The sequence below is a fragment of the Paraburkholderia sp. GAS206C genome (assembly GCF_050435645.1).
Classification (GTDB): Bacteria; Pseudomonadota; Gammaproteobacteria; order Burkholderiales; family Burkholderiaceae; genus Paraburkholderia; species Paraburkholderia phenazinium_B.
This window is the reverse complement of record NZ_JBNDKR010000002.1, coordinates 760,575-781,365: the sequence shown is the minus strand read 5'-3', so window position 1 is coordinate 781,365 and position 20,791 is coordinate 760,575. Positions and strand designations below refer to the sequence as shown.

The 20,791-nt window shown below is 62.2% G+C and carries 22 protein-coding genes; 14 read left to right on the top strand and 8 right to left on the bottom strand.

Translation table 11 applies throughout. The features are described from left to right. The first annotated feature begins 34 nt into the window (after nt 1–34). From P3T20_RS07905 to P3T20_RS07880, 6 genes are all read left to right on the top strand, one after another. Nucleotides 35–835: an SDR family NAD(P)-dependent oxidoreductase gene (locus P3T20_RS07905; protein WP_429286623.1), complete on the top strand. Its 801-nt coding sequence runs from the start codon at nt 35–37 to the stop codon at nt 833–835. Then, complete coding sequence (locus tag P3T20_RS07900; protein WP_429286622.1) at nt 832–1,755, top strand: SMP-30/gluconolactonase/LRE family protein; 924 nt, start codon at nt 832–834, stop codon at nt 1,753–1,755. The genes P3T20_RS07905 and P3T20_RS07900 overlap by 4 nt, the downstream gene beginning before the upstream one ends. A gap of 105 nt (nt 1,756–1,860) precedes the next feature. Further along, nucleotides 1,861–2,925 (top strand): aldose 1-epimerase, encoded by a 1,065-nt coding sequence (locus P3T20_RS07895; protein ID WP_429286621.1) that lies wholly within the window; start codon nt 1,861–1,863, stop codon nt 2,923–2,925. An 89-nt stretch (nt 2,926–3,014) separates the two neighbouring features. Further along, nucleotides 3,015–3,830, top strand: a complete 816-nt coding sequence (pyrF, locus tag P3T20_RS07890; RefSeq protein WP_429286620.1) for an orotidine-5'-phosphate decarboxylase — start codon at nt 3,015–3,017, stop codon at nt 3,828–3,830. Between the two features lie 64 nt (nt 3,831–3,894). Next, complete coding sequence (locus P3T20_RS07885; protein ID WP_074262498.1) at nt 3,895–4,221, top strand: type II toxin-antitoxin system RelE/ParE family toxin; 327 nt, start codon at nt 3,895–3,897, stop codon at nt 4,219–4,221. Beyond that, complete coding sequence (locus P3T20_RS07880; RefSeq protein ID WP_074262497.1) at nt 4,218–4,499, top strand: helix-turn-helix domain-containing protein; 282 nt, start codon at nt 4,218–4,220, stop codon at nt 4,497–4,499. The genes P3T20_RS07885 and P3T20_RS07880 overlap by 4 nt, the downstream gene beginning before the upstream one ends. 3 nt (nt 4,500–4,502) lie before the next feature. Here the strand turns inward: P3T20_RS07880 and P3T20_RS07875 are convergent, their stop codons facing one another. The 4 genes from P3T20_RS07875 to thiL are packed head-to-tail and all read right to left on the bottom strand — an operon-like array spanning nt 4,503 to nt 7,124. Then, nucleotides 4,503–5,027: a cupin domain-containing protein gene (locus P3T20_RS07875; protein WP_429286619.1), complete on the bottom strand. Its 525-nt coding sequence runs from the start codon at nt 5,025–5,027 to the stop codon at nt 4,503–4,505. A 2-nt stretch (nt 5,028–5,029) separates the two neighbouring features. Next, nucleotides 5,030–5,530, bottom strand: coding sequence for a CinA family protein (locus P3T20_RS07870; protein WP_074262495.1), 501 nt, complete (start codon nt 5,528–5,530; stop codon nt 5,030–5,032). 27 nt (nt 5,531–5,557) lie between these two features. Continuing rightward, nucleotides 5,558–6,136 (bottom strand): phosphatidylglycerophosphatase A family protein, encoded by a 579-nt coding sequence (locus P3T20_RS07865; protein WP_429286618.1) that lies wholly within the window; start codon nt 6,134–6,136, stop codon nt 5,558–5,560. After that, nucleotides 6,126–7,124: a thiamine-phosphate kinase gene (thiL, locus tag P3T20_RS07860; protein WP_429286617.1), complete on the bottom strand. Its 999-nt coding sequence runs from the start codon at nt 7,122–7,124 to the stop codon at nt 6,126–6,128. The genes P3T20_RS07865 and thiL overlap by 11 nt, the downstream gene beginning before the upstream one ends. Before the next feature lie 221 nt (nt 7,125–7,345). Between thiL and P3T20_RS07855 the strand changes: the two genes are divergently transcribed. The 3 genes from P3T20_RS07855 to P3T20_RS07845 all read left to right on the top strand — a co-directional run bounded on the left by P3T20_RS07855 (nt 7,346) and on the right by P3T20_RS07845 (nt 10,996). Next, nucleotides 7,346–9,640 (top strand): NADP-dependent malic enzyme, encoded by a 2,295-nt coding sequence (locus tag P3T20_RS07855; RefSeq protein WP_074262492.1) that lies wholly within the window; start codon nt 7,346–7,348, stop codon nt 9,638–9,640. Nucleotides 9,641–10,002: 362 nt separating this feature from the next. Beyond that, the gene (locus P3T20_RS07850) at nt 10,003–10,419 is read left to right on the top strand and encodes a ribonuclease (protein WP_429286616.1); all 417 of its coding nucleotides are present in this window, start codon (nt 10,003–10,005) and stop codon (nt 10,417–10,419) included. 7 nt (nt 10,420–10,426) lie between these two features. Next, on the top strand, nt 10,427–10,996 hold the full coding sequence (locus tag P3T20_RS07845; RefSeq protein WP_174567496.1) for a barstar family protein: 570 nt from the start codon (nt 10,427–10,429) through the stop codon (nt 10,994–10,996). A gap of 99 nt (nt 10,997–11,095) precedes the next feature. Here P3T20_RS07845 and P3T20_RS07840 read toward each other — a convergent pair whose 3' ends face one another. The 3 genes from P3T20_RS07840 to speE all read right to left on the bottom strand — a co-directional run bounded on the left by P3T20_RS07840 (nt 11,096) and on the right by speE (nt 13,244). Then, the gene (locus P3T20_RS07840; protein ID WP_074262487.1) at nt 11,096–11,836 is read right to left on the bottom strand and encodes a 16S rRNA (uracil(1498)-N(3))-methyltransferase; all 741 of its coding nucleotides are present in this window, start codon (nt 11,834–11,836) and stop codon (nt 11,096–11,098) included. A 19-nt stretch (nt 11,837–11,855) separates the two neighbouring features. After that, a complete protein-coding gene (locus P3T20_RS07835; protein WP_074262486.1) occupies nt 11,856–12,269 on the bottom strand; it encodes a VOC family protein in 414 nt (137 codons plus the stop codon). Nucleotides 12,270–12,374: 105 nt separating this feature from the next. Continuing rightward, a complete protein-coding gene (gene speE / locus P3T20_RS07830) occupies nt 12,375–13,244 on the bottom strand; it encodes a polyamine aminopropyltransferase (protein WP_429286615.1) in 870 nt (289 codons plus the stop codon). A gap of 287 nt (nt 13,245–13,531) precedes the next feature. Between speE and tkt the strand changes: the two genes are divergently transcribed. Next, nucleotides 13,532–15,553 (top strand): transketolase, encoded by a 2,022-nt coding sequence (gene tkt, locus P3T20_RS07825; RefSeq protein WP_074262484.1) that lies wholly within the window; start codon nt 13,532–13,534, stop codon nt 15,551–15,553. Nucleotides 15,554–15,656: 103 nt separating this feature from the next. Next, nucleotides 15,657–16,667 carry a type I glyceraldehyde-3-phosphate dehydrogenase gene (gene gap / locus P3T20_RS07820; RefSeq protein ID WP_074262483.1) on the top strand — a complete coding sequence of 337 codons (1,011 nt, stop codon included), beginning with the start codon at nt 15,657–15,659 and terminating at the stop codon, nt 16,665–16,667. A gap of 125 nt (nt 16,668–16,792) precedes the next feature. Here gap and P3T20_RS07815 read toward each other — a convergent pair whose 3' ends face one another. Next, complete coding sequence (locus tag P3T20_RS07815; protein ID WP_429286614.1) at nt 16,793–17,485, bottom strand: FadR/GntR family transcriptional regulator; 693 nt, start codon at nt 17,483–17,485, stop codon at nt 16,793–16,795. Nucleotides 17,486–17,712: 227 nt separating this feature from the next. Here P3T20_RS07815 and P3T20_RS07810 point away from each other — a divergent pair, with 227 nt between their 5' ends. The 3 genes from P3T20_RS07810 to P3T20_RS07800 all read left to right on the top strand — a co-directional run bounded on the left by P3T20_RS07810 (nt 17,713) and on the right by P3T20_RS07800 (nt 20,727). Beyond that, nucleotides 17,713–19,041: a C4-dicarboxylate transporter DctA gene (locus tag P3T20_RS07810; RefSeq protein ID WP_429286613.1), complete on the top strand. Its 1,329-nt coding sequence runs from the start codon at nt 17,713–17,715 to the stop codon at nt 19,039–19,041. Nucleotides 19,042–19,167: 126 nt separating this feature from the next. Next, complete coding sequence (alc, locus tag P3T20_RS07805; protein ID WP_429286612.1) at nt 19,168–20,178, top strand: allantoicase; 1,011 nt, start codon at nt 19,168–19,170, stop codon at nt 20,176–20,178. 39 nt (nt 20,179–20,217) lie between these two features. Next, nucleotides 20,218–20,727 (top strand): ureidoglycolate lyase, encoded by a 510-nt coding sequence (locus P3T20_RS07800; RefSeq protein ID WP_074262479.1) that lies wholly within the window; start codon nt 20,218–20,220, stop codon nt 20,725–20,727. Nucleotides 20,728–20,791 lie beyond the last annotated feature (64 nt).

Here is a 20,791-nt window from a genome sequence, read left to right as displayed (position 1 = left end):
GCGTCTGACTAACTGCCTTTTGAGGAAACGAACGATGTCGTCACCTGCCAATGCCAACGCCCGCCAGGCGGACAACGTGTACGCACGTTATCCGAGTCTTGTAGACCGCACCGTGTTGATCACGGGCGGCGCGACCGGGATTGGCGCGTCGTTCGTCGAGCATTTTGCGGCACAGGGTTCGCGGGTTGCCTTCTTCGATATCGACGCGAGCGCCGGCGAGGCGCTTGCGGACGAACTCGGCGATTCGCGTCACAAGCCGCTGTTTCTGTCCTGCGATCTGACCGACCTCGACGCACTGCGCAAGGCCGTTGCCGATGTCAAAGCGGCACTCGGCCCGGTCGAGGTGCTCGTCAACAATGCTGCGAACGACAAGCGTCACAAGATCGAAGAGGTGACGCCGGCGTTTTTCGATGCGGCTATTGCCGTGAACATCCGCCACCAGTTCTTTGTGGCGCAGGCCGTGATGGACGACATGAAAGTGGCCGGACGCGGTTCGATCATCAATCTCGGCTCGATTAGCTGGATGTTGAAGCAGGGTGGTTTTCCGGTCTACACGATGTCGAAATCGGCCGTGCAGGGCCTCACGCGCGGTCTGGCGCGCGATCTCGGCCACTTCAATATCCGCGTGAATACACTGGTGCCGGGCTGGGTCATGACCGAGAAGCAAAAGCGCCTGTGGCTCGACGATGCGGGGCGCCGTGCGATCAAGGATGGCCAGTGCATCGATGCCGAGCTGATGCCCGCTGATCTGGCACGTATGGCGCTGTTCCTTGCCGCCGACGACAGCAGCATGATCACCGCACAGGACCTCGTCGTGGATGGAGGCTGGGCGTGAGCGCAGCCGTGCCTGTCACGCGTGCGGCGCTGCTGGTCGACGCCAAATGCACGCTCGGCGAGGGCGCGACGTGGTGCTCGCGCAGCGGCCGTTTCTACTGGACCGACATCGAAGGCGCGAAGCTCTGGCGCTATGACCCGCGCGACGGCCGTAGCACATTCTGGCGCATGCCGGAACGGCTCGCGACATTTGCGCTCTGCGCCAATCCGCACTACCTTTTACTCGGACTCGCCTCGCATCTCGCGTTCTTCAACCTTGCAACTGGCGAGACAGAGCGTATTGTCGATGTCGAGCCGGGTTTGAATACACGCGTCAACGACGGCCGCTGCGACCGTCAGGGGCGTTTCGTCTTCGGTACGAAGGATGAGGGTTCGCCCTTACGCGCAGTGGGTGGGTTCTACCGTCTGAACCGCGATCTGTCGCTCGAGCGCCTGCCGCTGCCGGCGCCCGCGATTTCGAACAGCATTGCGTTCAGTCCGGATGGCGCGACGATGTATTACTGCGATTCGCCGACCCGCGAGATTCGCGCGTGCGATTACGGCGCGGACGGCAGCATCGCGAACGACCGTGTGTTCACGACGCTCGCGGACGCGACCGGCGAGCCCGACGGTTCGACCGTCGATCGCGACGGCGGCCTGTGGAATGCGCAGTGGGGCGGCGCTCGCGTGGTGCGCTACGGCGCCGATGGTGTCGAAACCGCGCGCGTCACGGTGCCGACCGTGCAACCGAGTTGTGTGGCGCTGGGCGGCGCACAGCTTGGCACGCTGTACATCACGAGCGCGCGTACCGATCTGGATGCGGCGGCGCTTGCCGGCGACTCCCGCGCGGGCGGCGTGTTTGTGGCCGTGCCGGGACAGCGAGGCTTGCCCGAAGCGGTATTTCAGGGCGCACCGCTGCGGTGCAGGACGCAGGACGAGTGAGTTGAGCAAGGAAGGACTCAAAGAGGCAGCCGGCCAAGGCGCCCACCAATAAAACATCCGTCAGCGATGACGGCAACGTCTCACGCCTCTCGATTGGAGCCTGATATGACTGTAGCGAATCTCGCATCCGCTTCACAGAATTCCCAGACTGCACAGACGCGCCGCGCCCGGCTGGCGGCCGCCGCCCATCCGGTGCTGGCGGGGCCGAGCACATCGGCGGTGGCGGTGGGTGAGACGAGTGGCGGCGACGTGGCGTGCGTGACGCTCGCCAACACCCATTTGCGGCTCGACGTGGCGCCGTCGCTTGGCGGCGGCATCACCCGCTTCGACTGGCGTAGCGACGGCGCGCTGGTGCCGATATTCCGCCGCTGCCGTCACGTCGCGTCCGATACCGATCCGAACCAATTGGCGTGCTATCCGATGCTGCCTTACTCGAATCGCATCGGCGGCGGTCATTTCGGCGTGGGCGGGCGACGCATCGACGTGCCGCGCAATCGTGTGGCTGAGCCGCTGCCCATTCATGGCGATGGTTGGCTGGCCCACTGGGGTGTTGCGGAAACGAGCCCGGACCGCGTGCGCCTGACGCTTGACCGCAGCGATGGCAAGCCCTTCGCATACCGCGCGACGCAGACGTATGCGCTCGAAGGCCCGACGCTCGTGATTACGCTCGAGGTCGAGAATACGGGACGCGATGCGCTGCCGTTCGGACTCGGTATCCATCCGTTTCTGGTGCGCGATGCGCAAACTGAGCTGTCCGCGGCTGCCGCGGGACTCTGGTTGCAGGGTGACGACTGGCTGCCGCTGCGTCACGTGCCGGCGCCGCCGGCCTGGCAGTTCGGCGTGGCCTATCCGTTGCCGCAGACCATCGTCAATCACGCGTTTACCGGCTGGAGCGGACAGGCGGCGGTGGTCTGGCCGAAGCGGCGTCTATCGCTGACGATTGCCTCGGATACCGACTACTACGTGCTCTACACGCCTCCGGGCGAGGATTTCTTTTGCTTCGAGCCGGTCGATCATCCGATCAATGCGATGAACCTGCCCGGCGGGGCGGCCTCCCATGGCATGACCATGCTCGCGCGCGGCGAGCACTTGCGCCGCTCGTTCCGGTTTACCGTCGAACGGACCGGCTTGCGCGCAGCGGCAGGGGCGCGGGGTTCGCGCCGGCAGTGAGAGGAGGTGGCGGCCCGCCCGCCGTGCTCTTCGCGAGGACGGGTAGAATACGCGCGCCACTTCTTTCATCAGCCCGCCGCGAGCCCGATATGTCCACCTTTCTCCAGACACTCAACGACGCCTGGCAGCGCACGAATTCGCTGCTGTGCGTCGGCCTTGATCCCGAGCCCGCGAAATTTCCGGGGGCGCTCGCCGGCCGCGCCGATTCGATCTTCGAGTTTTGCCGCACGATCGTCGACGCGACCGCGCCTTATGCCTCGTCATTCAAGCCGCAGATTGCGTACTTCGCCGCTCATCGCGCGGAAGACCAGCTTGAACAGTTGATCGCGCATATTCATGCTCAACATCCGGGCCTGCCGGTGATTCTCGATGCGAAGCGCGGTGATATCGGCAGCACTGCCGAGCAATACGCACGCGAGGTGTTCGAGCGCTACCAGGCCGATGCGGTGACCGTCAATCCGTATATGGGCTTCGATTCGATCGAGCCGTATCTGGAACACGAGGGTAAAGGCGTGATCGTGCTGTGCCGGACGTCGAACCCGGGCGGCTCCGATCTGCAGTTTCTGGATACGGCGGGGCGTCCGCTGTATCAGGTGGTCGCGCAACTGGCGGCTCAGAAGTGGAACGCAAGCGGCCAGCTCGGGCTGGTGGTGGGCGCGACTTTCCCGAAGGAGATCGAGGTGGTGCGCGGCATTGTCGGTGAGATGCCGCTGCTGATTCCGGGCATCGGCGCTCAAGGCGGCGATGTCGAGGCAACGGTGAATGCGGGGCGCACCGCGGCGGGTACGGGCATGCTGATCAATTCGTCGCGCGCGATTATTTATGCGGGCAAGGGCGACGACTACGCCCAGGCCGCGGCGAAGGCGGCGCTGGAAACGCGGGATCGGATTAACGGGTATCGGTGAGGGAAGGGCGAGCTAGCGCAGATGACCTCTTGCGAATTATATCCATTTGGATATAATTTCGTTCATGAAGCCAGTGCGATTTCTTGGAGACTCGCTGAAGTGCTTGCGCGAGTTCCCTGAAGACGCCAGGCAGGACGTGGGTTATCAGTTAGACAAAGTGCAACGAGGTCACCAGCCGGACGACTTTAAGCCCATGCCTTCGATTGGCAGGGGCGTAGAGGAACTTCGTGTCTGGGATGAGTCTGGCACTTACCGTGTTGTTTACACCGCTCGCGTGGCCGAAGCGGTGTATGTATTGCATGCCTTCCAGAAGAAAACTCAGGCCACATCGCAACGTGATGTAGACGTTGCCAAGGCGAGATATAACGAACTGATGAGGGGTGTGAAATGACTCGAACCGAAACCTACGCCAGCGTCTGGGACGCACTAGCCGATACGCCGGAGCAGGCTGCCAATTTGCGTACTCGCGCCGAACTGATGCAGCAGATCGCCGAGCTTGTTAAATCGAGCGGATGGACGCAGGTGGAAGCGGCGTCGCATTGTGGTGTGACGCAGCCTCGCATCAACGATTTACTGCGTGGCCGTGTATCGCGCTTTTCGCTTGATGCGCTGGTGAACATTGCCACCGCACTGGGTCGACGAGTGCACGTGGAACTGGAAGCGGCCTAGGCGCTAATCGATCGGCGCCGTAGGCCCCAGCCGCGTGATAAATTCCGCCTGCGCCGGATAGGCGCTTCGCAGTGCGTCGACATCAGCCAGTTCAAACTCACTGAACTCGAACCCCGGCGCGACCGTGCAACCGACCAGCGCGAACGTCGCTGGATCTGCGCATTCCGCTGCAAACCACAAACCGGCTGGCACCACCGCCTGAAACACGGTGCCAGGATGCGTCAGTGCGTTGCCGAGCCGGTGCGTGACCAGTTGCCCATTCTCATCAAGAACGTGAACCAGCAGCGGCTCGCCAGCATAGAAGTGCCAGACTTCATCGGACTTGATCCGATGCCATGCCGAATGAGCGCCGTCGCATAACAGGTAGTAAATCGCCGTAGACGCCGAACGCGTTTCTCCAGCCCCGGCCCCATCACGATCCACCCTCGCCGCCGAGCGATACGTTTCGCGAAAGTAGCCGCCCTCCGGATGCGCCTGCAACTCGAAGCGCCGAACCAGATCGTCTTTAGCCAACGAGGAAACCGGCATCGTTATCGCTCACGCTCATCGAGCAACGCCAGCAGTCCGCGCAGCGCATGCGCCGCCGCCTGCACGCGGATCCTCTCGCGGTCACCCTTGAATACAACCGTTTCCACCGACGTATGCAGCCGGTTGGTCCAGCCAAATGAGACCGTTCCGACCGGCTTCGTCTCGGTGCCGCCGCTCGGGCCGGCCACGCCGGTAATCGCCAGCGACACCTGCGCGCGGCTATTGCGCAGCGCGCCCTCGGCCATCGCGCGGGCGACTGGTTCGCTGACTGCCCCGTGTTTTTCGATCAGATCCGGCGGCACGCCGATCATTTCGCTCTTGGCCTGATTCGAATACGTGACGAAGCCGCGCTCGAACCAGCCGCTGCTGCCGGAGATGTCGGTAATCGCCGTTGCGACCATGCCGCCCGTGCAGGACTCGGCGGTCACGAGCATCAGGCGTTCGTCGCGCAACCGGTTGCTGACGCGGATAGCGAGTTGGTGGACGACGGAATCGGTAGCCATGCGTAGGTCCGGAAAAACGTGTGACGGTCAGACCGCCATGCGCCACAGCGCGATCACGAGCAAAGTGAAAAAGGCGGCGACCAGGTCATCGAACATGATGCCAAAACCACCTTTCAGTCTGCGGTCGAAGTAACGGATAGGCGGAGGTTTCACCATGTCGAAGAAACGGAACAGGATGAAGGACCACACCTGGCCGGTGAAAGTGATCGGGGTCACCATCAGCAGCACCAGCCAGAACGCAACAATTTCGTCCCAGACGATTGCCGATGGATCGTCGATGGCGAGCTTTTTCGCGGTAAAGGCGGTGATCGAGATGCCGGCGAAAAAGCCCACGATAATCAGCACGCCCCAGTCGAGCACCGTCAGATAGCGGTTGAGCACGGCGAACGATGCCCATCCGAACAGCGTGCCGACCGTGCCGGGCATGATCGGCGACAGGCCGCTGCCAAAACCGAGCGAGATCAGATGCAGCGGATGCGTCAGCATGAAACGCGCGGTGGCCCGGCGCGGCCGGACAGGACGGGGCTCGGGCGAGTCTGGCGGCCCTCCGCGTAACGGGCCGTCGGACAATTCGTCGGCCGGGCCGAGCGAGGGTTCAGTCTGCATGGAAATGATCGAAGCCTTGCAAGGTCAAGGTGAGCGGGGCGCCGGTTGCGTCATGCCAATGGATCGCAGGGCCGTTTGCCGATGGCCCAAGAGCGTTTATTGTACCGACACGGGTAAGCGGAAGATTTACCTTGTGACCAGCTTCTTCGACCGCTGCGCGCGCGCTCACCGGCGCGGTGAAGCACAGTTCGTAGTCGTCGCCGCCCGCCAGTGTGCAGCGGCGTTGCACTTCGGCGGGCAGCCTGCGCAGCGCATTCGAGCGGGGCACGGCGTCGGCGTCGACCCGCGCTTCGAGTTGCGAGCGTTCGAGGATATGCAAGAGGTCGCCGGCGAGGCCGTCGGAGATATCGAGTGCGGCATGTGCAATACCGCGTAACGCCAGGCCCAGTTCGACGCGCGGTTCGGGGCGTTCAAGGGCGCGGCGAAATGTCGCAGCATCCTTCTCTCCGGCTGACCACTCGCCGCGTATCACGCCCAGTCCCGCGCGCGCGTCGCCGAGCGTGCCGGAAATCCAGATGTCGTCGCCGGGCTTGGCTGCATCGCGACGCAGCGCCAACTGTGGCGGGACGCTGCCGAAAACGGTAATGCACAGGTTCAGCGGTCCGGCAGTCGTATCGCCGCCCATCAGCTCGCAACCATAGCGTTCTGCAAGTTCAAAGAGGCCGTCGCTAAACGCGGAGAGCCAATCTTCGCGCGCCTCCGGCAGGGCGAACGCCAGCGTGAACCCTTGTGGCTGCGCGCCCATCGCGGCCAGATCCGAGAGGTTCACGGCCAACGCTTTATGTCCGAGGGCGTGCGGATCGATATCCGGGAAGAAATGACGTCCTTCGACCAGCATGTCCGTCGAAATCGCCATCATTTCGCGAGGACGCGGCGCAAGCAATGCGCAGTCGTCGCCGATGCCGAGTTCCCCCTCTTGAAGGCGCCGGCTCATGGCGTCGGCGCGGCGCGCAAAAAAACGGTCGATTAGCGAAAACTCGGAGAGCATAGTAGAGGTCCGTGCACGGAAAAGCGCTTTAGCAGCGGCCAACGGCGCGCATTGTACGGTTAAATTGCTGCGCCGCGGCAATGATCGCGACCACGGAGGCACGAAAACTTTCGCTTTATTTCAGTCGCGGCAGCTATGTCCCTGATTGCAGGAATCACGATGGGGAATGGCGCTACAATGCCGTCGAGTATCTATTCTAATCCGCACTCCAAGCCCGCCTTATGTCGAATCCCGTCAACACCAAACTCCGCGAAGCCGCTCTCGATTATCACGAATTCCCGACCCCCGGGAAGATCGCGATCGCGCCGACCAAGCAAATGATCAACCAGCGCGACCTCGCACTGGCGTATTCCCCGGGTGTCGCGTTCGCGTGCGAAGAAATCGTCGAGAACCCGTTGAATGCCGCGCGCTTCACCTCGCGCAGCAACCTGGTCGGCGTTGTGACGAACGGCACCGCGGTACTGGGTCTCGGCAATATCGGCCCGCTCGCATCCAAGCCGGTCATGGAAGGCAAGGCGGTGCTGTTCAAGAAGTTCGCCGGCATCGATGTGTTCGATATCGAGTTGAACGAGTCCGATCCGCACAAGCTGGTCGAAGTGATCGCGGCGCTCGAACCGACCTTTGGCGGCATCAACCTCGAAGACATCAAGGCGCCGGACTGTTTCATCGTCGAACGCGAATGCCGCAAACGCATGAAGATCCCGGTGTTCCACGACGACCAGCACGGCACGGCTATCGTCGTCGCGGCGGCGATCACCAACGGCCTGAAGGTCGTCGGCAAGAGCATCAAGGAGGTCAAGCTGGTCTCGTCCGGCGCGGGCGCTGCCGCCCTGGCCTGTCTGGACCTGCTGGTCGACATCGGACTGCCGCTCGAGAACATCACCGTGACCGACCTGGCCGGCGTGGTCTACAAGGGCCGTACCGAGCTGATGGATCCGGACAAGGAGCGTTTCGCGCGCGAAACCGACGCCCGCTCGCTGGCGGAAGCGATCGGCGGCGCGGATGTTTTTCTCGGCCTGTCAGCTGGGGGCGTGCTCAAGCAGGACATGGTCAAGCAGATGGCAGACAAGCCGCTGATTCTGGCGCTGGCCAATCCGACGCCGGAAATCCTGCCGGAACTGGCGCTCGAAGTGCGCCCGGATGCCGTGCTGTGCACCGGCCGTACCGATTACCCGAATCAGGTGAACAACGTCCTCGTGTTCCCATTCCTGTTCCGCGGCGCGCTGGATGTGGGCGCGACGACGGTAACGCGGGAAATGGAAATTGCTGCGGTCAATGCCATTGCTGAGCTGGCGCGTCAGGAGCAGAGCGACATCGTCGCGACTGCTTATGGCATCCAGGACCTGTCGTTTGGGCCGGCTTACCTGATTCCGAAGCCGTTCGATCCGCGTCTGATCGTCAAGGTCGCGCCTGCTGTTGCGAAGGCCGCGATGGCGTCGGGCGTGGCGGAGCGTCCGATCGAAGATATGGACGCGTACGAGCAGCATCTGCAGCAGTTCGTCTACCACAGCGGCACGACGATGAAGCCGATTTTCCAGCTCGCCCGTGGCGTCGAGCCGGAGAAGAAGCGCATTGTGTTCGCGGAAGGCGAAGAAGAACGCGTGCTGCGCGCCTTGCAGATCATCGTCGACGAAAAGCTGGCCAAGCCGATCCTGATCGGCCGTCCGGCGGTGATCGAGCAGCGCATTGCGCGCTATGGCCTGCGTTTGATCAACGGGCAGGACTACACGGTGGTCAACACGGACCACGACGAGCGTTATCGCGACTTCTGGCAGACGTATCACAAGATGATGGCGCGTAAGGGCATCAGCGAGCAGATGGCCAAGCTCGAAATGCGCCGCCGCACCACGCTGATCGGCTCGATGCTGGTGAAGAAGGGCGAGGCCGACGGCATGATCTGCGGCACGGTCAGCACGACGCATCGCCATCTGCACTTCATCGACCAGGTGATCGGCAAGAAGGAAGGCCGCAACACCTACGCGGCGATGAACGGGCTGGTGCTGCCGGGCCGGCAGATTTTCCTCGTCGACACTCATGTGAACGTCGATCCGACGCCTGAGCAGCTCGCCGAGATCACCATCATGGCGGCCGAGGAAGTGCGCCGTTTCGGCATCGAGCCGAAGATCGCGCTGGTTTCGCATTCCAACTTCGGCACCAGCAACGCGCCGACTGCCCAGAAAATGCGCGACACGCTCGAGATCCTGCGCGAGCGCGCGCCTGACCTGCAAGTGGACGGCGAAATGCACGGCGACGTCGCGCTCGATCACAACCTGCGCCGCGAAGTGCTGCCCGAATCGACGCTCGAGGGGGACGCGAACCTGCTGGTCCTGCCGAACATCGACGCGGCCAACATTTCCTACAACCTGCTGAAGACGGCTGCCGGCAACAACATCGCGATTGGCCCGATCCTGTTGGGCGCGGCCAAGCCGGTCCATGTGCTGACGGCTTCGGCGACGGTGCGCCGGATCGTCAACATGACGGCGCTGCTGGTGGCAGACGTGATCGCCGCGCGCTAAGCGGCGATAGCCCACACGAGCGCCGCAAGGCGAAAAAAAAGGCGTGCCCGCAATGGGCACGCCTTTGGGCAAACAGGGGATTGTCACCCAATAAAGACCAAACACGACGGTAAATCCACCTCACTGTGCGCGAAACAGAGCGGCCAGATTCGCCCGTTCCACGCCCCTACCGTCGAGGCTAATTTTATCTTGACTAAGCTATAAAAATCTGTCAAAAGTCGTCAAGATTGCTTGAGCGGCGTGTTCCCGCAACATGGGAACCTTTCGTTCGCCGAACGAACGTTGATTCCAGAGACCATTAGCGATACCCTTACGTCTTTCATGGTCGTCAAACTCGTGATCTGACAGCGGGAACCTGATTCATGGCACGCAAGTGGCTCCGCAACGGCGTGCTGATCGGCGCCCTGGCGTTTGGCGGTTTGTGCGGGGGTCTGGTCAACAGCGCGTTTGCGCGGGACTATTCGGCGCCCAGCAATGGCGACAATCAGGTGCAGGGCACCATCGCGGTCGCGCAGTTACCGCGTGAAGCAGTCAATACTTTGAACTTGATTGCCGCAGGCGGGCCTTACCCGTATGAGAAGGACGGGATCGTATTCGGCAACCGCGAAGGGCTGCTGCCACCGCATCGGCGCGGCTATTATCACGAATACACCGTTCCTACGCCGCGCGCCCACAATCGCGGCGCGCGTCGCATTGTCTGTGGGGGTCCGCTGCAGCGCACCGATAATTGCTTCTACTCGGACGACCACTACACCAGTTTTAATCGTATTGTTGAATGACATCGGGATGAACGGCATGAGCGACAACGTCTACGCGCACGACTCCGGAGTCGCGACGGATCTTTTCGCGGCCGGCGACGGCAATATGTTTCAGCGCGTCATGCAGATGCGCACGGCCGGTGACGGACGGGACACCCAGAGCGAAGCCAGCACTGTGCTTTCATCGAACGAGGGGCCTATGAGTCTTTTCAAGACCGTACGACCGAACATCGTACAGTCGATCCGCGCCTTTCGCGTGCAGGATCTCGCTGACGAGGCCAGCCAGCTCGGCCAGCACTTTCTGTATGCGTTCTGCGCGAACGCGCAGTCCAAACAAGAAGTTCTCGAAACGATTGCGACGTCATTTCTGTTTCCGAAGCACTTCGGCAAAAATTACGATGCCCTCTACGATTGCCTGACCGATCTGGTCGCCAAGGCGGGTGCGCAACCGGGTTTCGTCATCGTGCTGGAGGCGCTGCCGGTGGCACAGAAATTCGATAAGGAAGGGCGCGAAACGCTGCTCGACGTATTCCGCGAGGCCTCCGAATTCTGGGCCGAGCGCAAAGTGGCGTTCCGTGTGTTTTATTCGTTCGCCTGAGCGTCCGAGTCGCCAGAATACGCATGACTGAACAAAGCAAAGGCCCGCCAATTGGCGGGCCTTTGCTTTGGATCGGGTCAGTTCGACATACTGATCAGATTACCAGCCACCCCAGCGTGCAGCCAGCGCGGCCAGTACGGCGATCCCCGCTGTTTCCGTGCGCAACACGCGCGGTCCTAGCCCCACAGCGGTAAAACCATGGCTCGTCGCTGCTGCCTCTTCCGCGGCCGAAAATCCGCCTTCTGGTCCGATTAGCAACATGACGCGTCCGCGCGGCGGCTCGACCGGCAATGCGTTGAAGCTGATGCTTGCCCGCGGCGACAACAGCAGGCGCAACTCGCCTTCTTCGGTGGCACGCGGCAGCGCGCCCAGCCATGTCGCGATTTCACGCACCGGTGCGACTTCAGGCAGGCGATTGCGTCCGCACTGTTCGCACGCCGCGCGCACGATGCCTTGCCAGTGCACGTGACGCCGCTGTGCGCGTTCGCCGGACAAGCGCACCACGCTGCGCGTCGTGGTGAGCGGCACGAAACTGGACGCGCCGAGTTCCACGGCCTTCTCGATCAGCCAGTCCATCTTGTCCCCACCGGCGATGCCTTGCGCGAGGGTCAGGTGATAGGGCGGTTCCACCTCGATTTCGCGGAATTCCCGAATCTTGACGGTGGCCGAACGGCGTTCTACTTCGATCAGTTCAGCGCTGTACTCGCCGCCGTCGCCGTTGAAAAGCACGATCGAATCACCCGGTTGCAGACGCAGGACCAGGATGTGCCGTGTGACGTCATCGGGAAGCTGCATGATGTCGTCGGGCTTGAGTGACGTACCGACGAAGAAGCGAGGCATCAGGAAAATACTCATTAGTTCACGAAAGGTGGCGAGCGAGCGCCCATCGGTAGCCGTCCAGGTCTTCGACCTGTGCAAAACGGTCACCCCAGAACTGATCTTGCGGCTCGCTCAACGATTTCGCGCCAGCCGCCAGCGCTCGCGCATAAACCGCGTCGACATCGTCGACATAAACATAGAACGATTGCGGTGCAATTGCGCCCGCGCTTTTGGGAGTCTTCGCTGTCGAGCCGAACGCGCCTTCCGGCGCGAACATCACAATCAACTGGCCTTGATAGACCATTTCGACATGCATGACGATCCCGTCGTCCTGGACGCTGTCGCGTACCTCGAAGCCAAAGGCGGCTTCGAAGAATGCAATGGCGGCACGTGCATCCCGTACCGTCAGATAGGGGGTCAACCAGGGCACACCGGCTGGGCGGGAGGCGGTCATGGATTTCTCCGGATCTAGCTAGGGTCAGCGGGGCACGAGCAGCAGAGCCAGGTGGCCGGCGCACGAGACCTCCGCGCCGACCAAACCGCACATTCTGCCGCTGCGTTACCTTACTGGCTTTAAGAATTGACTTAGTTTATCGCGCACTGCGCGAGATGCGGAGAAGAGTCCGGCATGGGCATGCTCGTCGTACCAGCCGAGCCCGGAAATCTGCCGGGCGGCGAGGCGTCCGGCGAGTTCGGCCGGAGTCAGGGCGGCGGGATCGAGCGAATCGCTGGCGGTGGCCATCATCCAGAGCGAGCCGTGCAGCGGCACGTATGCGCCCATGGTACGGACCACAGTGAAGGCTTCGTTCAGCCCGTCTAACAGTTTCGCAGCACGCGTGGCCTGGAAATACGGCGCGCCGAGATGCATCGACAAGGCTGCGTTCGGGTTCATCACGCGTTTGAGTTGTGCATAGAACGCCTGGGTGTACAGGACCGCGGCCGGAGAGTCGGGTGGAGTCAGGTCGAATACGACCAGGTCGAATCGTTCTTCGCAGGTCGCGACGAATTCGGCGGCGTCTCCTATTACCAGTTCCACACGCGGATCGTCGAACGCGCCGTCGTGAACCTGAGGCAGATACTCACGTGTGAGGCGCACGACTTCCGCGTCGAGTTCGGCTACGACGATTCGCGTAATGCTCGGATGCCGCAGCAGTTGCCGCGCCGCTCCTCCGTCGCCACCGCCCAGCACCAAGGCCGCGCGCGGCGCCGGATGGGCCAGCGCGTTCGGATGCACCATGCATTCGTGATAGATGAACTCGTCGCCGACGGAAGTCATCGGGCGGCCGTCGAGCGTGAAAAGCCGCCCGAGTTGCGGCGTGTCCCAGACTTCGATCTGCTGATGAGGCGACGCGACACTCGCGAGGCGTCGCGAGTTGGGGAAGCCGTACAGGACGTAAGGGGTCGGCTGGAAAAGTAGCGGGACGCTCACGGTGAACGGGGCGCGGACGGGCGCGGCGAGTTGGCGATGCTCGGATTATAGAGTCGAAGATGGGGTGAACTGGCGTCCGGCCCCAATCTAAACCCGCCGTCCCATGCGGTTTGCAGCCGGAAAGGCCACAACCATCTGTTAGAATGTGACGCTTTGCAGCCTTGTCCGTTTGCTCTGCCCGTATCGCGTCTCCAGGCGCCGCACCGTGCGCCGTAGCAGACTGGCCGCCGAGCTTCCGGACCCGCCGCCCGCGCCCCGCTTTTTGGACTCGTTCTCCGGAACTCGACATGACGACCTCGTCTCCCGCCCCTACCTCCCTGATGGCCAATGCGATCCGCGCGCTGGCTATGGATGCAGTTCAGCAAGCGAACTCCGGTCACCCCGGCATGCCGATGGGCATGGCCGAGATCGGCGTTGCGCTGTGGTCGCGCCATCTGCGCCACAACCCCAAGAATCCGCAGTGGGCTGATCGCGACCGCTTCGTGCTGTCGAACGGTCACGGCTCAATGCTGCTGTATTCGCTGCTGCATCTGACCGGCTACGACCTGCCGATCGGTGAGCTGAAGAACTTCCGTCAGATGCATTCGAAGACGCCGGGCCACCCGGAATACGGCATGACGCCTGGCGTCGAAACGACCACCGGCCCGCTCGGCCAGGGTCTGGCCAATGCAGTTGGCATGGCGCTCGCCGAGTCGCTGCTCGCTACGGAATTCAACAAGCCGGACGCGAAGATCGTCGATCACCACACGTACGTGTTCGTCGGCGACGGCTGCCTGATGGAAGGCATCTCGCACGAAGCCTGCTCGCTCGCGGGCGTGTTGAAGCTGAACAAGCTGATCGCGTTCTACGACGACAACGGCATTTCGATCGATGGTGAAGTGGTGAACTGGTTCCACGACGACACGCCGAAGCGCTTCGAAGCGTACGGCTGGAACGTGGTGCCGAACGTGATTGGTCACGACGTCGAAGCGGTGGATGCGGCCATCAAGAAAGCCAAACTGTCGGACAAGCCCACGCTGATCTGCTGCAAGACGGTGATCGGCGAAGGCGCACCGACCAAGGCCGGCAGTCACGATTCGCACGGCGCGCCGCTCGGCGAGAAGGAAATCGCGGGTGCGCGTGAAAAGCTCGGCTGGAAGTGGGCGCCGTTCGAGATCCCGGCGGAAGTTTACGCAGCGTGGGATGCGAAGGAAGCCGGCGCGCAAAACGAAGGCGAGTGGAACAAAGCGTTTGCCGCCTATCAGGCCAAGTATCCGCAGGAAGCGGCGGAATTCACGCGCCGGATGGCCAAGCAACTGCCGGCCGATTGGGCACAGAAGGCTCAGGCCATCATCGCCGGTGCGAACGAGCGCGCGGAAACCATCGCCACGCGTAAGGCATCGCAGCAGACCATTGAAGGCCTGTCGACTGCTTTGCCTGAACTGCTTGGCGGCTCGGCCGACCTGACCGGTTCGAACCTCACCAACTGGAAGGCGGCCAAGCCGGTGCGCGTCAACGCGGAAGGCCACGCAGCCGGTAACTACGTCAACTACGGCGTGCGCGAATTCGGCATGAGCGCCGCCATCAACGGCATCGCGGTGCACGGCGGCTTCAAGGCATTCGGCGGCACGTTCCTGACGTTCTCCGACTACAGCCGCAACGCGCTGCGCGTCGCCGCGCTGATGAAGGCGCCGTCGATCTTCGTGTTCACGCACGATTCGATCGGCCTCGGCGAAGACGGCCCGACCCACCAGTCCATCGAACACGTTGCGAGCCTGCGTCTGATTCCGCATCTGCAAGTCTGGCGTCCGGCCGACACCGTTGAAACGGCGGTGGCGTGGACCCAGGCGGTTGAGCACCACGGTCCGTCGGTGCTGATCTTTAGCCGTCAGAACCTGCTGTTCTCGGAACGCACGGATGCGCAGATCGCCAACGTCGCCAAGGGCGGCTACGTGCTGCGCGACTGGAACGACGAGATCGTTGCGCGCAAGATCATCCTGATCGCCACCGGCTCTGAAGTCGAACTGGCGCTGAATGCGGTTGAGCCGCTGGCGCGCGAAGGAATTGCAGCGCGCGTGGTGTCGATGCCGGCTACCACCGTGTTCGACCAGCAGGACGCCGAGTACCGCGAACGCGTGCTGCCTACGGGCGTACGCCGTGTCGCGATCGAAGCGGGTGTGACGGATTTCTGGCGCAAGTACGTGGGTCTGGAAGGCGGCGTGGTCGGGATCGACACGTTCGGCGAATCGGCCCCGGCTGGCGTGCTGTTCAAGCATTTCGGCTTCACCGTCGAAAACGTCGTAGCGACGGCTAAAGCCGCACTCGGCTGATGAGTGTCCGGTTCTCGCCGCATGCGTGCACCCCACGCCTGGCGGGAACCGGCCTGGCAGAGCCAAACATGGACGTATTTTTTCAGCCATCAGGAGATAGACCATGACGATTCGCGTCGCAATCAACGGCTACGGCCGGATCGGCCGCAACACGCTGCGCGCCTTCTATGAAAACGGCAAGAAGCACGACATCCAGATCGTCGCCATCAACGACCTGGGCGATGCCAACACCAACGCTCATCTGACGCAATACGACACGGCTCACGGCAAGTTCCCGGGCGAAGTGTCGGTAGACGGCGATTACCTCGTCGTCAACGGCGACCGTATCCGCGTGCTGGCTAACCGTAACCCGGCCGAACTGCCGTGGGGCGAGCTGAACGTCGACGTCGTGATGGAATGCACGGGCTTTTTCACGACCAAGGAAAAGGCCAGCGCGCACATCAAGGGTGGCGCGAAGAAGGTCATCATCTCGGCACCGGGCGGTAAGGATGTCGACGCAACGATCGTCTACGGCGTGAACCACAAGGTGCTCAAGGCATCGGACACGGTCATCTCCAACGCATCGTGCACCACCAACTGCCTCGCGCCGCTGGTGAAGCCGCTGAACGACAAGATCGGTCTGGAAAACGGTCTGATGACCACGATCCACGCGTACACGAACGACCAGGTTCTGACTGACGTGTATCACGAAGACCTGCGCCGCGCGCGCTCGGCCACGCACAGCCAGATCCCCACGAAGACGGGTGCTGCATCGGCTGTCGGCCTCGTGTTGCCGGAACTGAACGGCAAGCTGGACGGTTACGCGATTCGCGTCCCGACCATCAACGTGTCGATCGTCGATCTGTCGTTCATCGCCAAGCGCGATACGACGGTGGATGAAGTCAATGCCATCATGAAGGAAGCGTCGGAAGGCGAACTGAAGGGCATCCTCGGCTACAACAAGGCGCCGCTGGTGTCGATCGACTTCAACCACAACCCGGCTTCGTCGACGTTCGACGCGACGCTGACCAAGGTGTCGGGCCGTCTGGTGAAGGTGTCGAGCTGGTACGACAACGAGTGGGGCTTCTCGAACCGCATGCTGGATACGGCTGTGGCGCTCGCGAACGCGAAGTAAGCTCGACCGCTGCTGCTGCACTGCGCCTGATTGAATTCAGGCGCCGTAGCTTAGAAAGCCGCTCCAAGGAGCGGCTTTTTTATGCGCGTGTGGTTAAGCGGCCGACGCTTCTCTCGCCGGCGGGGCTATGCCTTCGGCACCGGGAAGAACACGCCCGCACGCTGCGCAGCATTGGTGATGTGCGTCTCAATCGCTTCACCGGCCGCGGCGGAATCGCGCGTCTTGAGCGCATCGAGAATCTCGCGGTGCTCGTGATAAGTGGAGAGCACCAGCTCGCGCTTGAAGAACGGCATGCGCTGGCTTTCTTTCATGATGTCCGAACTGCTGCGCAGGATCGACTCGATCGCGGCGTTGCCGGCAATGCTGACCATGCGCATATGAAAATCAAAATCCAGCTGCGCGGCTTCATCGAGTTCGTTGCTGGCGAGAGCACCGTGCATCGCGTCGATGTTCTCCTCGAACCACGCGAGGTCAGTGTCGCTGATCGCCAGCGCCGCCATGCGCGCAACGAAGCCTTCGAGCGCAAAGCGCATCTGATACGTATCCGGCAGGGAAGACTGCTCCGCGAAACGCCATGGATTCGCTGAGGACACCTGCGAACTCTCGACATATACGCCCTTGCCGGGACGGATCATCAACAGGCCGAGCGCCTCGAGCGTTGAGAGCGCCTCGCGCAGCGAAGCACGGCTGATGGCCAGTTCTTCGGAGAGCTGACGTTGTGCGGGCAACAAACTTCCCACCGGATACACGCCGCCCTCGATCCGTTCGCGGATGGTGGCAATGGCGGAGTCGGTGACGGTATGCGGGACGTTCTTCATGATCCTCGACGGAAGCGCGTGGTCTGACCGGCATTGTAATCCCGGGCTTCGACGCACGCATCGCGCAATTAATCTCCCGACAAAATAGCCCGTAAGCAGGGCAAAGACAGGCGGGTAAACGCTATTTATTTCGACCTTGACGGGACTATATCGGCTTCCTACTATTCGCCATAACAGTACTGGTCTGACCAGTATGAACAGATGAAATCCGTAACCGGGAGAAGGCCGTGTTGAAGTTTTTCAATTCGCTGTTTGGCCGGGTGGTGATCGCTCTAGTGGCGGGCATCGTGATCGGCGCGCTGTTTCCGCATTTCGCCCAGTCGTTGCGACCGCTCGGCGACGGCTTTCTCAAACTGATCAAGATGGTGATTGGTCCGATCGTGTTCTGCGTGGTGGTGAGCGGCATGGCGCATGCGGGCGATCTGAAGAAAGTGGGACGGGTGGGCCTGAAAGCGGTGGTCTACTTCGAGTTCATGACGACGATTGCTCTGGTGATCGGCGCGGTGCTGGCCTATGTCACGAAGCCCGGCGTCGGCATGAACATCAACCTGCATTCACTCGATGCGGCCTCGCTCAATACGTACACCGAACACACCAAAGATCTGAAGGACACCGCAGGATTTCTGCTGAAGATCATCCCCGATACCGCTTTCAACGCGTTCGCCACCGGCGACATCCTGCAGATTCTCGTGTTCTCGGTGCTGTTCGGTTCGGCTCTGTCGCTGCTCGGCGACAAGGCGCAGAAGGTGAGCGGCCTGATCGACGAACTGGCACAGGTGTTCTTTCGCGTGATGAGCTTCATCATCAAGCTGGCGCCGCTCGGCGTGCTTGGCGCGATTGCGTTTACGACGGGCACTTATGGTGTCGCTTCGCTCGAACAACTCGGATTGCTGGTGGTGGTGTTCTACGCGAGCTGTATCGTGTTCGTGGCCGTGGTGCTTGGCGTCGTGATGCGTCTGGCCGGCTTTAGCGTCTTCAAGCTGATCCGCTATCTGCGTGAGGAAATGTCGATCGTGCTCGGCACAGCCTCCTCCGATGCGGTGTTGCCGCAGGTGATGCGCAAGCTCGAATGGATGGGGGTAAAAGACTCGACGGTAGGCCTCGTGATCCCGACGGGCTACTCGTTCAATCTCGACGGCTTCTCGATCTATCTGACGCTCGCGGTGATCTTCATTGCGCAGGCCACCAACACGCCCCTGTCGCTTCACGATCTGATCGTGGTGGTGCTGGTGTCGCTGGTGACGTCGAAAGGGGCGCATGGTATCCCCGGTTCGGCAATCGTGATTCTGGCCGCGACGCTTTCTGCGATTCCTGCGATCCCGGTACTCGGTCTGGTGCTGATCCTGCCGGTGGACTGGTTCGTCGGCATTGCGCGTGCATTGACGAATCTGATCGGCAATTGTGTTGCCACGGTGGTCGTTGCCGTCTGGGAAAACGATATCGACAGAGCCCGCGCTCGAAGCGTATTGAACCGGGAAGCCGCGTTCCTCTATGTTCCCGCAGGCGAAGAAACGAATGTGGCGGGCGTCTCAGTCAATCCCGCGCACGCAACCTGATTCAAACGGCACCACCAACTACATCTCATCACTGGTCCGTCAGGCGCAACGCAGCGGTACGCCAATACCGGCAACACAAGCAGCCGCGCCAGCGGATTTTCACCCTCTTACCGTGAGACCGAGACCATGGCTACTCCGACCCTCGACCCAAACGCTCCCGCTTTCACGCGCCGCTACATGAACCTGGCCGACCCGCGCCTGGGTGCGCAGGCGCTCTATGCAAGCGATGAATTCTTCGCGCCCAAAGAGCGCATGCTCGAACCGCAACCGGCGGTGTTCATTCCCGGCAAGTACGACGATCACGGCAAATGGATGGACGGCTGGGAGACCCGCCGCAAGCGCACCACCGGACACGACTATTGCGTGGTGCGGCTCGCGCGCCCGGGCGTCATTCATGGCGTGGACCTGGATACGAGCCACTTCACCGGCAACTTTCCGCCGGCGGCGTCACTGGAAGGCTGCCATGCAGAAAGCGACACGCCGCCCGACAACGCCGACTGGCAAGTCGTCGTGCCCGCGATGACGCTGCAGGGCAATCAGCACCACTACGTGGAAGTCAGCGACCCGCGCGCCTTCACGCACCTGCGTGTGAACCTTTACCCGGACGGCGGTCTCGCGCGCCTGCGTGTCTACGGACAGCCGAAGCGCGATTGGGATCGCGTCGAACGCGCCAGCCTGATCGATCTGGCGGCGATCGAAAACGGCGCCTATCTGGTCGCCGCGAACAACCAGCATTTCGGACCGGCCTCGCAGATGCTGATGCCAGGACGCGGGGTCAACATGGGCGACGGCTGGGAAACGCGCCGCCGCCGCGAGCCAGGCAACGATTGGGCGATCGTCGCGCTGGCGCGACCCGGTGTGATTCGCAAGGTCGAAGTGGACACGGCGCATTTCAAGGGCAATTTCCCGGACCGCTGTTCGCTGCAGGCTGCGAGCGTGACAGGCGGCACGGACGAGTCGCTCGTCACCCAAGCCATGTTCTGGCCGGTGCTGATGGGCGAGCAGACACTGCAGATGGACCATGTGCATCCGTTTGAGGCCGAACTGGCCGCGCTCGGGCCGGTCACCCATGTGCGCTTCAATATCTATCCGGACGGTGGCGTCTCGCGCCTGCGTCTGTGGGGTGAGTTGGCGTAAGCGAAGCACCCGGAGGAGCATGGCAACGGAGACACCGCAATGAAGATCCTGCAGATGGAGCGCCTGACGCGCGAAGCTTTCGCACCGTTTGGAGACGTGATCGAACTGGACGGCGCACGTCACTTTCCTATCAATGGCGGCACGACCGAGCGCTACCACGATCTTGCGCAGGTCGACGTGGGCGAGCAGGGCGGCCGCCCACTGATCAACCTGTTTCGCGCGCAACCGCGTGCGTTGCCGGTCGAGATCAACATGATGGAGCGCCACCCGCTCGGCAGTCAGGCTTTCCTCCCGCTTTCAGCGTTGAGCTACCTGATCGTCGTCGCGCCGGCTGGCGAGTTCGATCCGGCGCACATGCGCGGCTTCTGGACCGAGGGTTGGCAGGGCGTCAACTACGCAAAAGGGGTCTGGCACCACCCGCTGCTCGCGCTCGAGCGCGTCAGCGATTTCGTGGTGGTGGATCGAGGCGGCGATCAGCCCAATTGCGACGAGATTGCGCTGGCTGAGCCATGGCATCTCGCGCGTGTTACCTACGCTTACGGCCTCTGAGCAGCCCGAACGCACCGTACGGTAGGCCCTGCGTACCCTGGACGCAAAAAAACCCGGCCGACTG

Bases quoted from the DNA above. Each gene is read 5' to 3' on its own strand.
- P3T20_RS07905 (WP_429286623.1), top strand. From the start codon at position 35: ATGTCGTCACCTGCCAATGCCAACGCCCGCCAGGCGGACAACGTGTAC.
- P3T20_RS07895 (WP_429286621.1), top strand. From the start codon at position 1,861: ATGACTGTAGCGAATCTCGCATCCGCTTCACAGAATTCCCAGACTGCA.
- pyrF (WP_429286620.1), top strand. From the start codon at position 3,015: ATGTCCACCTTTCTCCAGACACTCAACGACGCCTGGCAGCGCACGAAT.
- P3T20_RS07885 (WP_074262498.1), top strand. From the start codon at position 3,895: ATGAAGCCAGTGCGATTTCTTGGAGACTCGCTGAAGTGCTTGCGCGAG.
- P3T20_RS07880 (WP_074262497.1), top strand. From the start codon at position 4,218: ATGACTCGAACCGAAACCTACGCCAGCGTCTGGGACGCACTAGCCGAT.
- P3T20_RS07875 (WP_429286619.1), bottom strand. From the start codon at position 5,027: ATGCCGGTTTCCTCGTTGGCTAAAGACGATCTGGTTCGGCGCTTCGAG.
- P3T20_RS07870 (WP_074262495.1), bottom strand. From the start codon at position 5,530: ATGGCTACCGATTCCGTCGTCCACCAACTCGCTATCCGCGTCAGCAAC.
- P3T20_RS07865 (WP_429286618.1), bottom strand. From the start codon at position 6,136: ATGCAGACTGAACCCTCGCTCGGCCCGGCCGACGAATTGTCCGACGGC.
- thiL (WP_429286617.1), bottom strand. From the start codon at position 7,124: ATGCTCTCCGAGTTTTCGCTAATCGACCGTTTTTTTGCGCGCCGCGCC.
- P3T20_RS07855 (WP_074262492.1), top strand. From the start codon at position 7,346: ATGTCGAATCCCGTCAACACCAAACTCCGCGAAGCCGCTCTCGATTAT.
- P3T20_RS07850 (WP_429286616.1), top strand. From the start codon at position 10,003: ATGGCACGCAAGTGGCTCCGCAACGGCGTGCTGATCGGCGCCCTGGCG.
- P3T20_RS07845 (WP_174567496.1), top strand. From the start codon at position 10,427: ATGAACGGCATGAGCGACAACGTCTACGCGCACGACTCCGGAGTCGCG.
- P3T20_RS07840 (WP_074262487.1), bottom strand. From the start codon at position 11,836: ATGCCTCGCTTCTTCGTCGGTACGTCACTCAAGCCCGACGACATCATG.
- P3T20_RS07835 (WP_074262486.1), bottom strand. From the start codon at position 12,269: ATGACCGCCTCCCGCCCAGCCGGTGTGCCCTGGTTGACCCCCTATCTG.
- tkt (WP_074262484.1), top strand. From the start codon at position 13,532: ATGACGACCTCGTCTCCCGCCCCTACCTCCCTGATGGCCAATGCGATC.
- gap (WP_074262483.1), top strand. From the start codon at position 15,657: ATGACGATTCGCGTCGCAATCAACGGCTACGGCCGGATCGGCCGCAAC.
- P3T20_RS07815 (WP_429286614.1), bottom strand. From the start codon at position 17,485: ATGAAGAACGTCCCGCATACCGTCACCGACTCCGCCATTGCCACCATC.
- alc (WP_429286612.1), top strand. From the start codon at position 19,168: ATGGCTACTCCGACCCTCGACCCAAACGCTCCCGCTTTCACGCGCCGC.
- P3T20_RS07800 (WP_074262479.1), top strand. From the start codon at position 20,218: ATGAAGATCCTGCAGATGGAGCGCCTGACGCGCGAAGCTTTCGCACCG.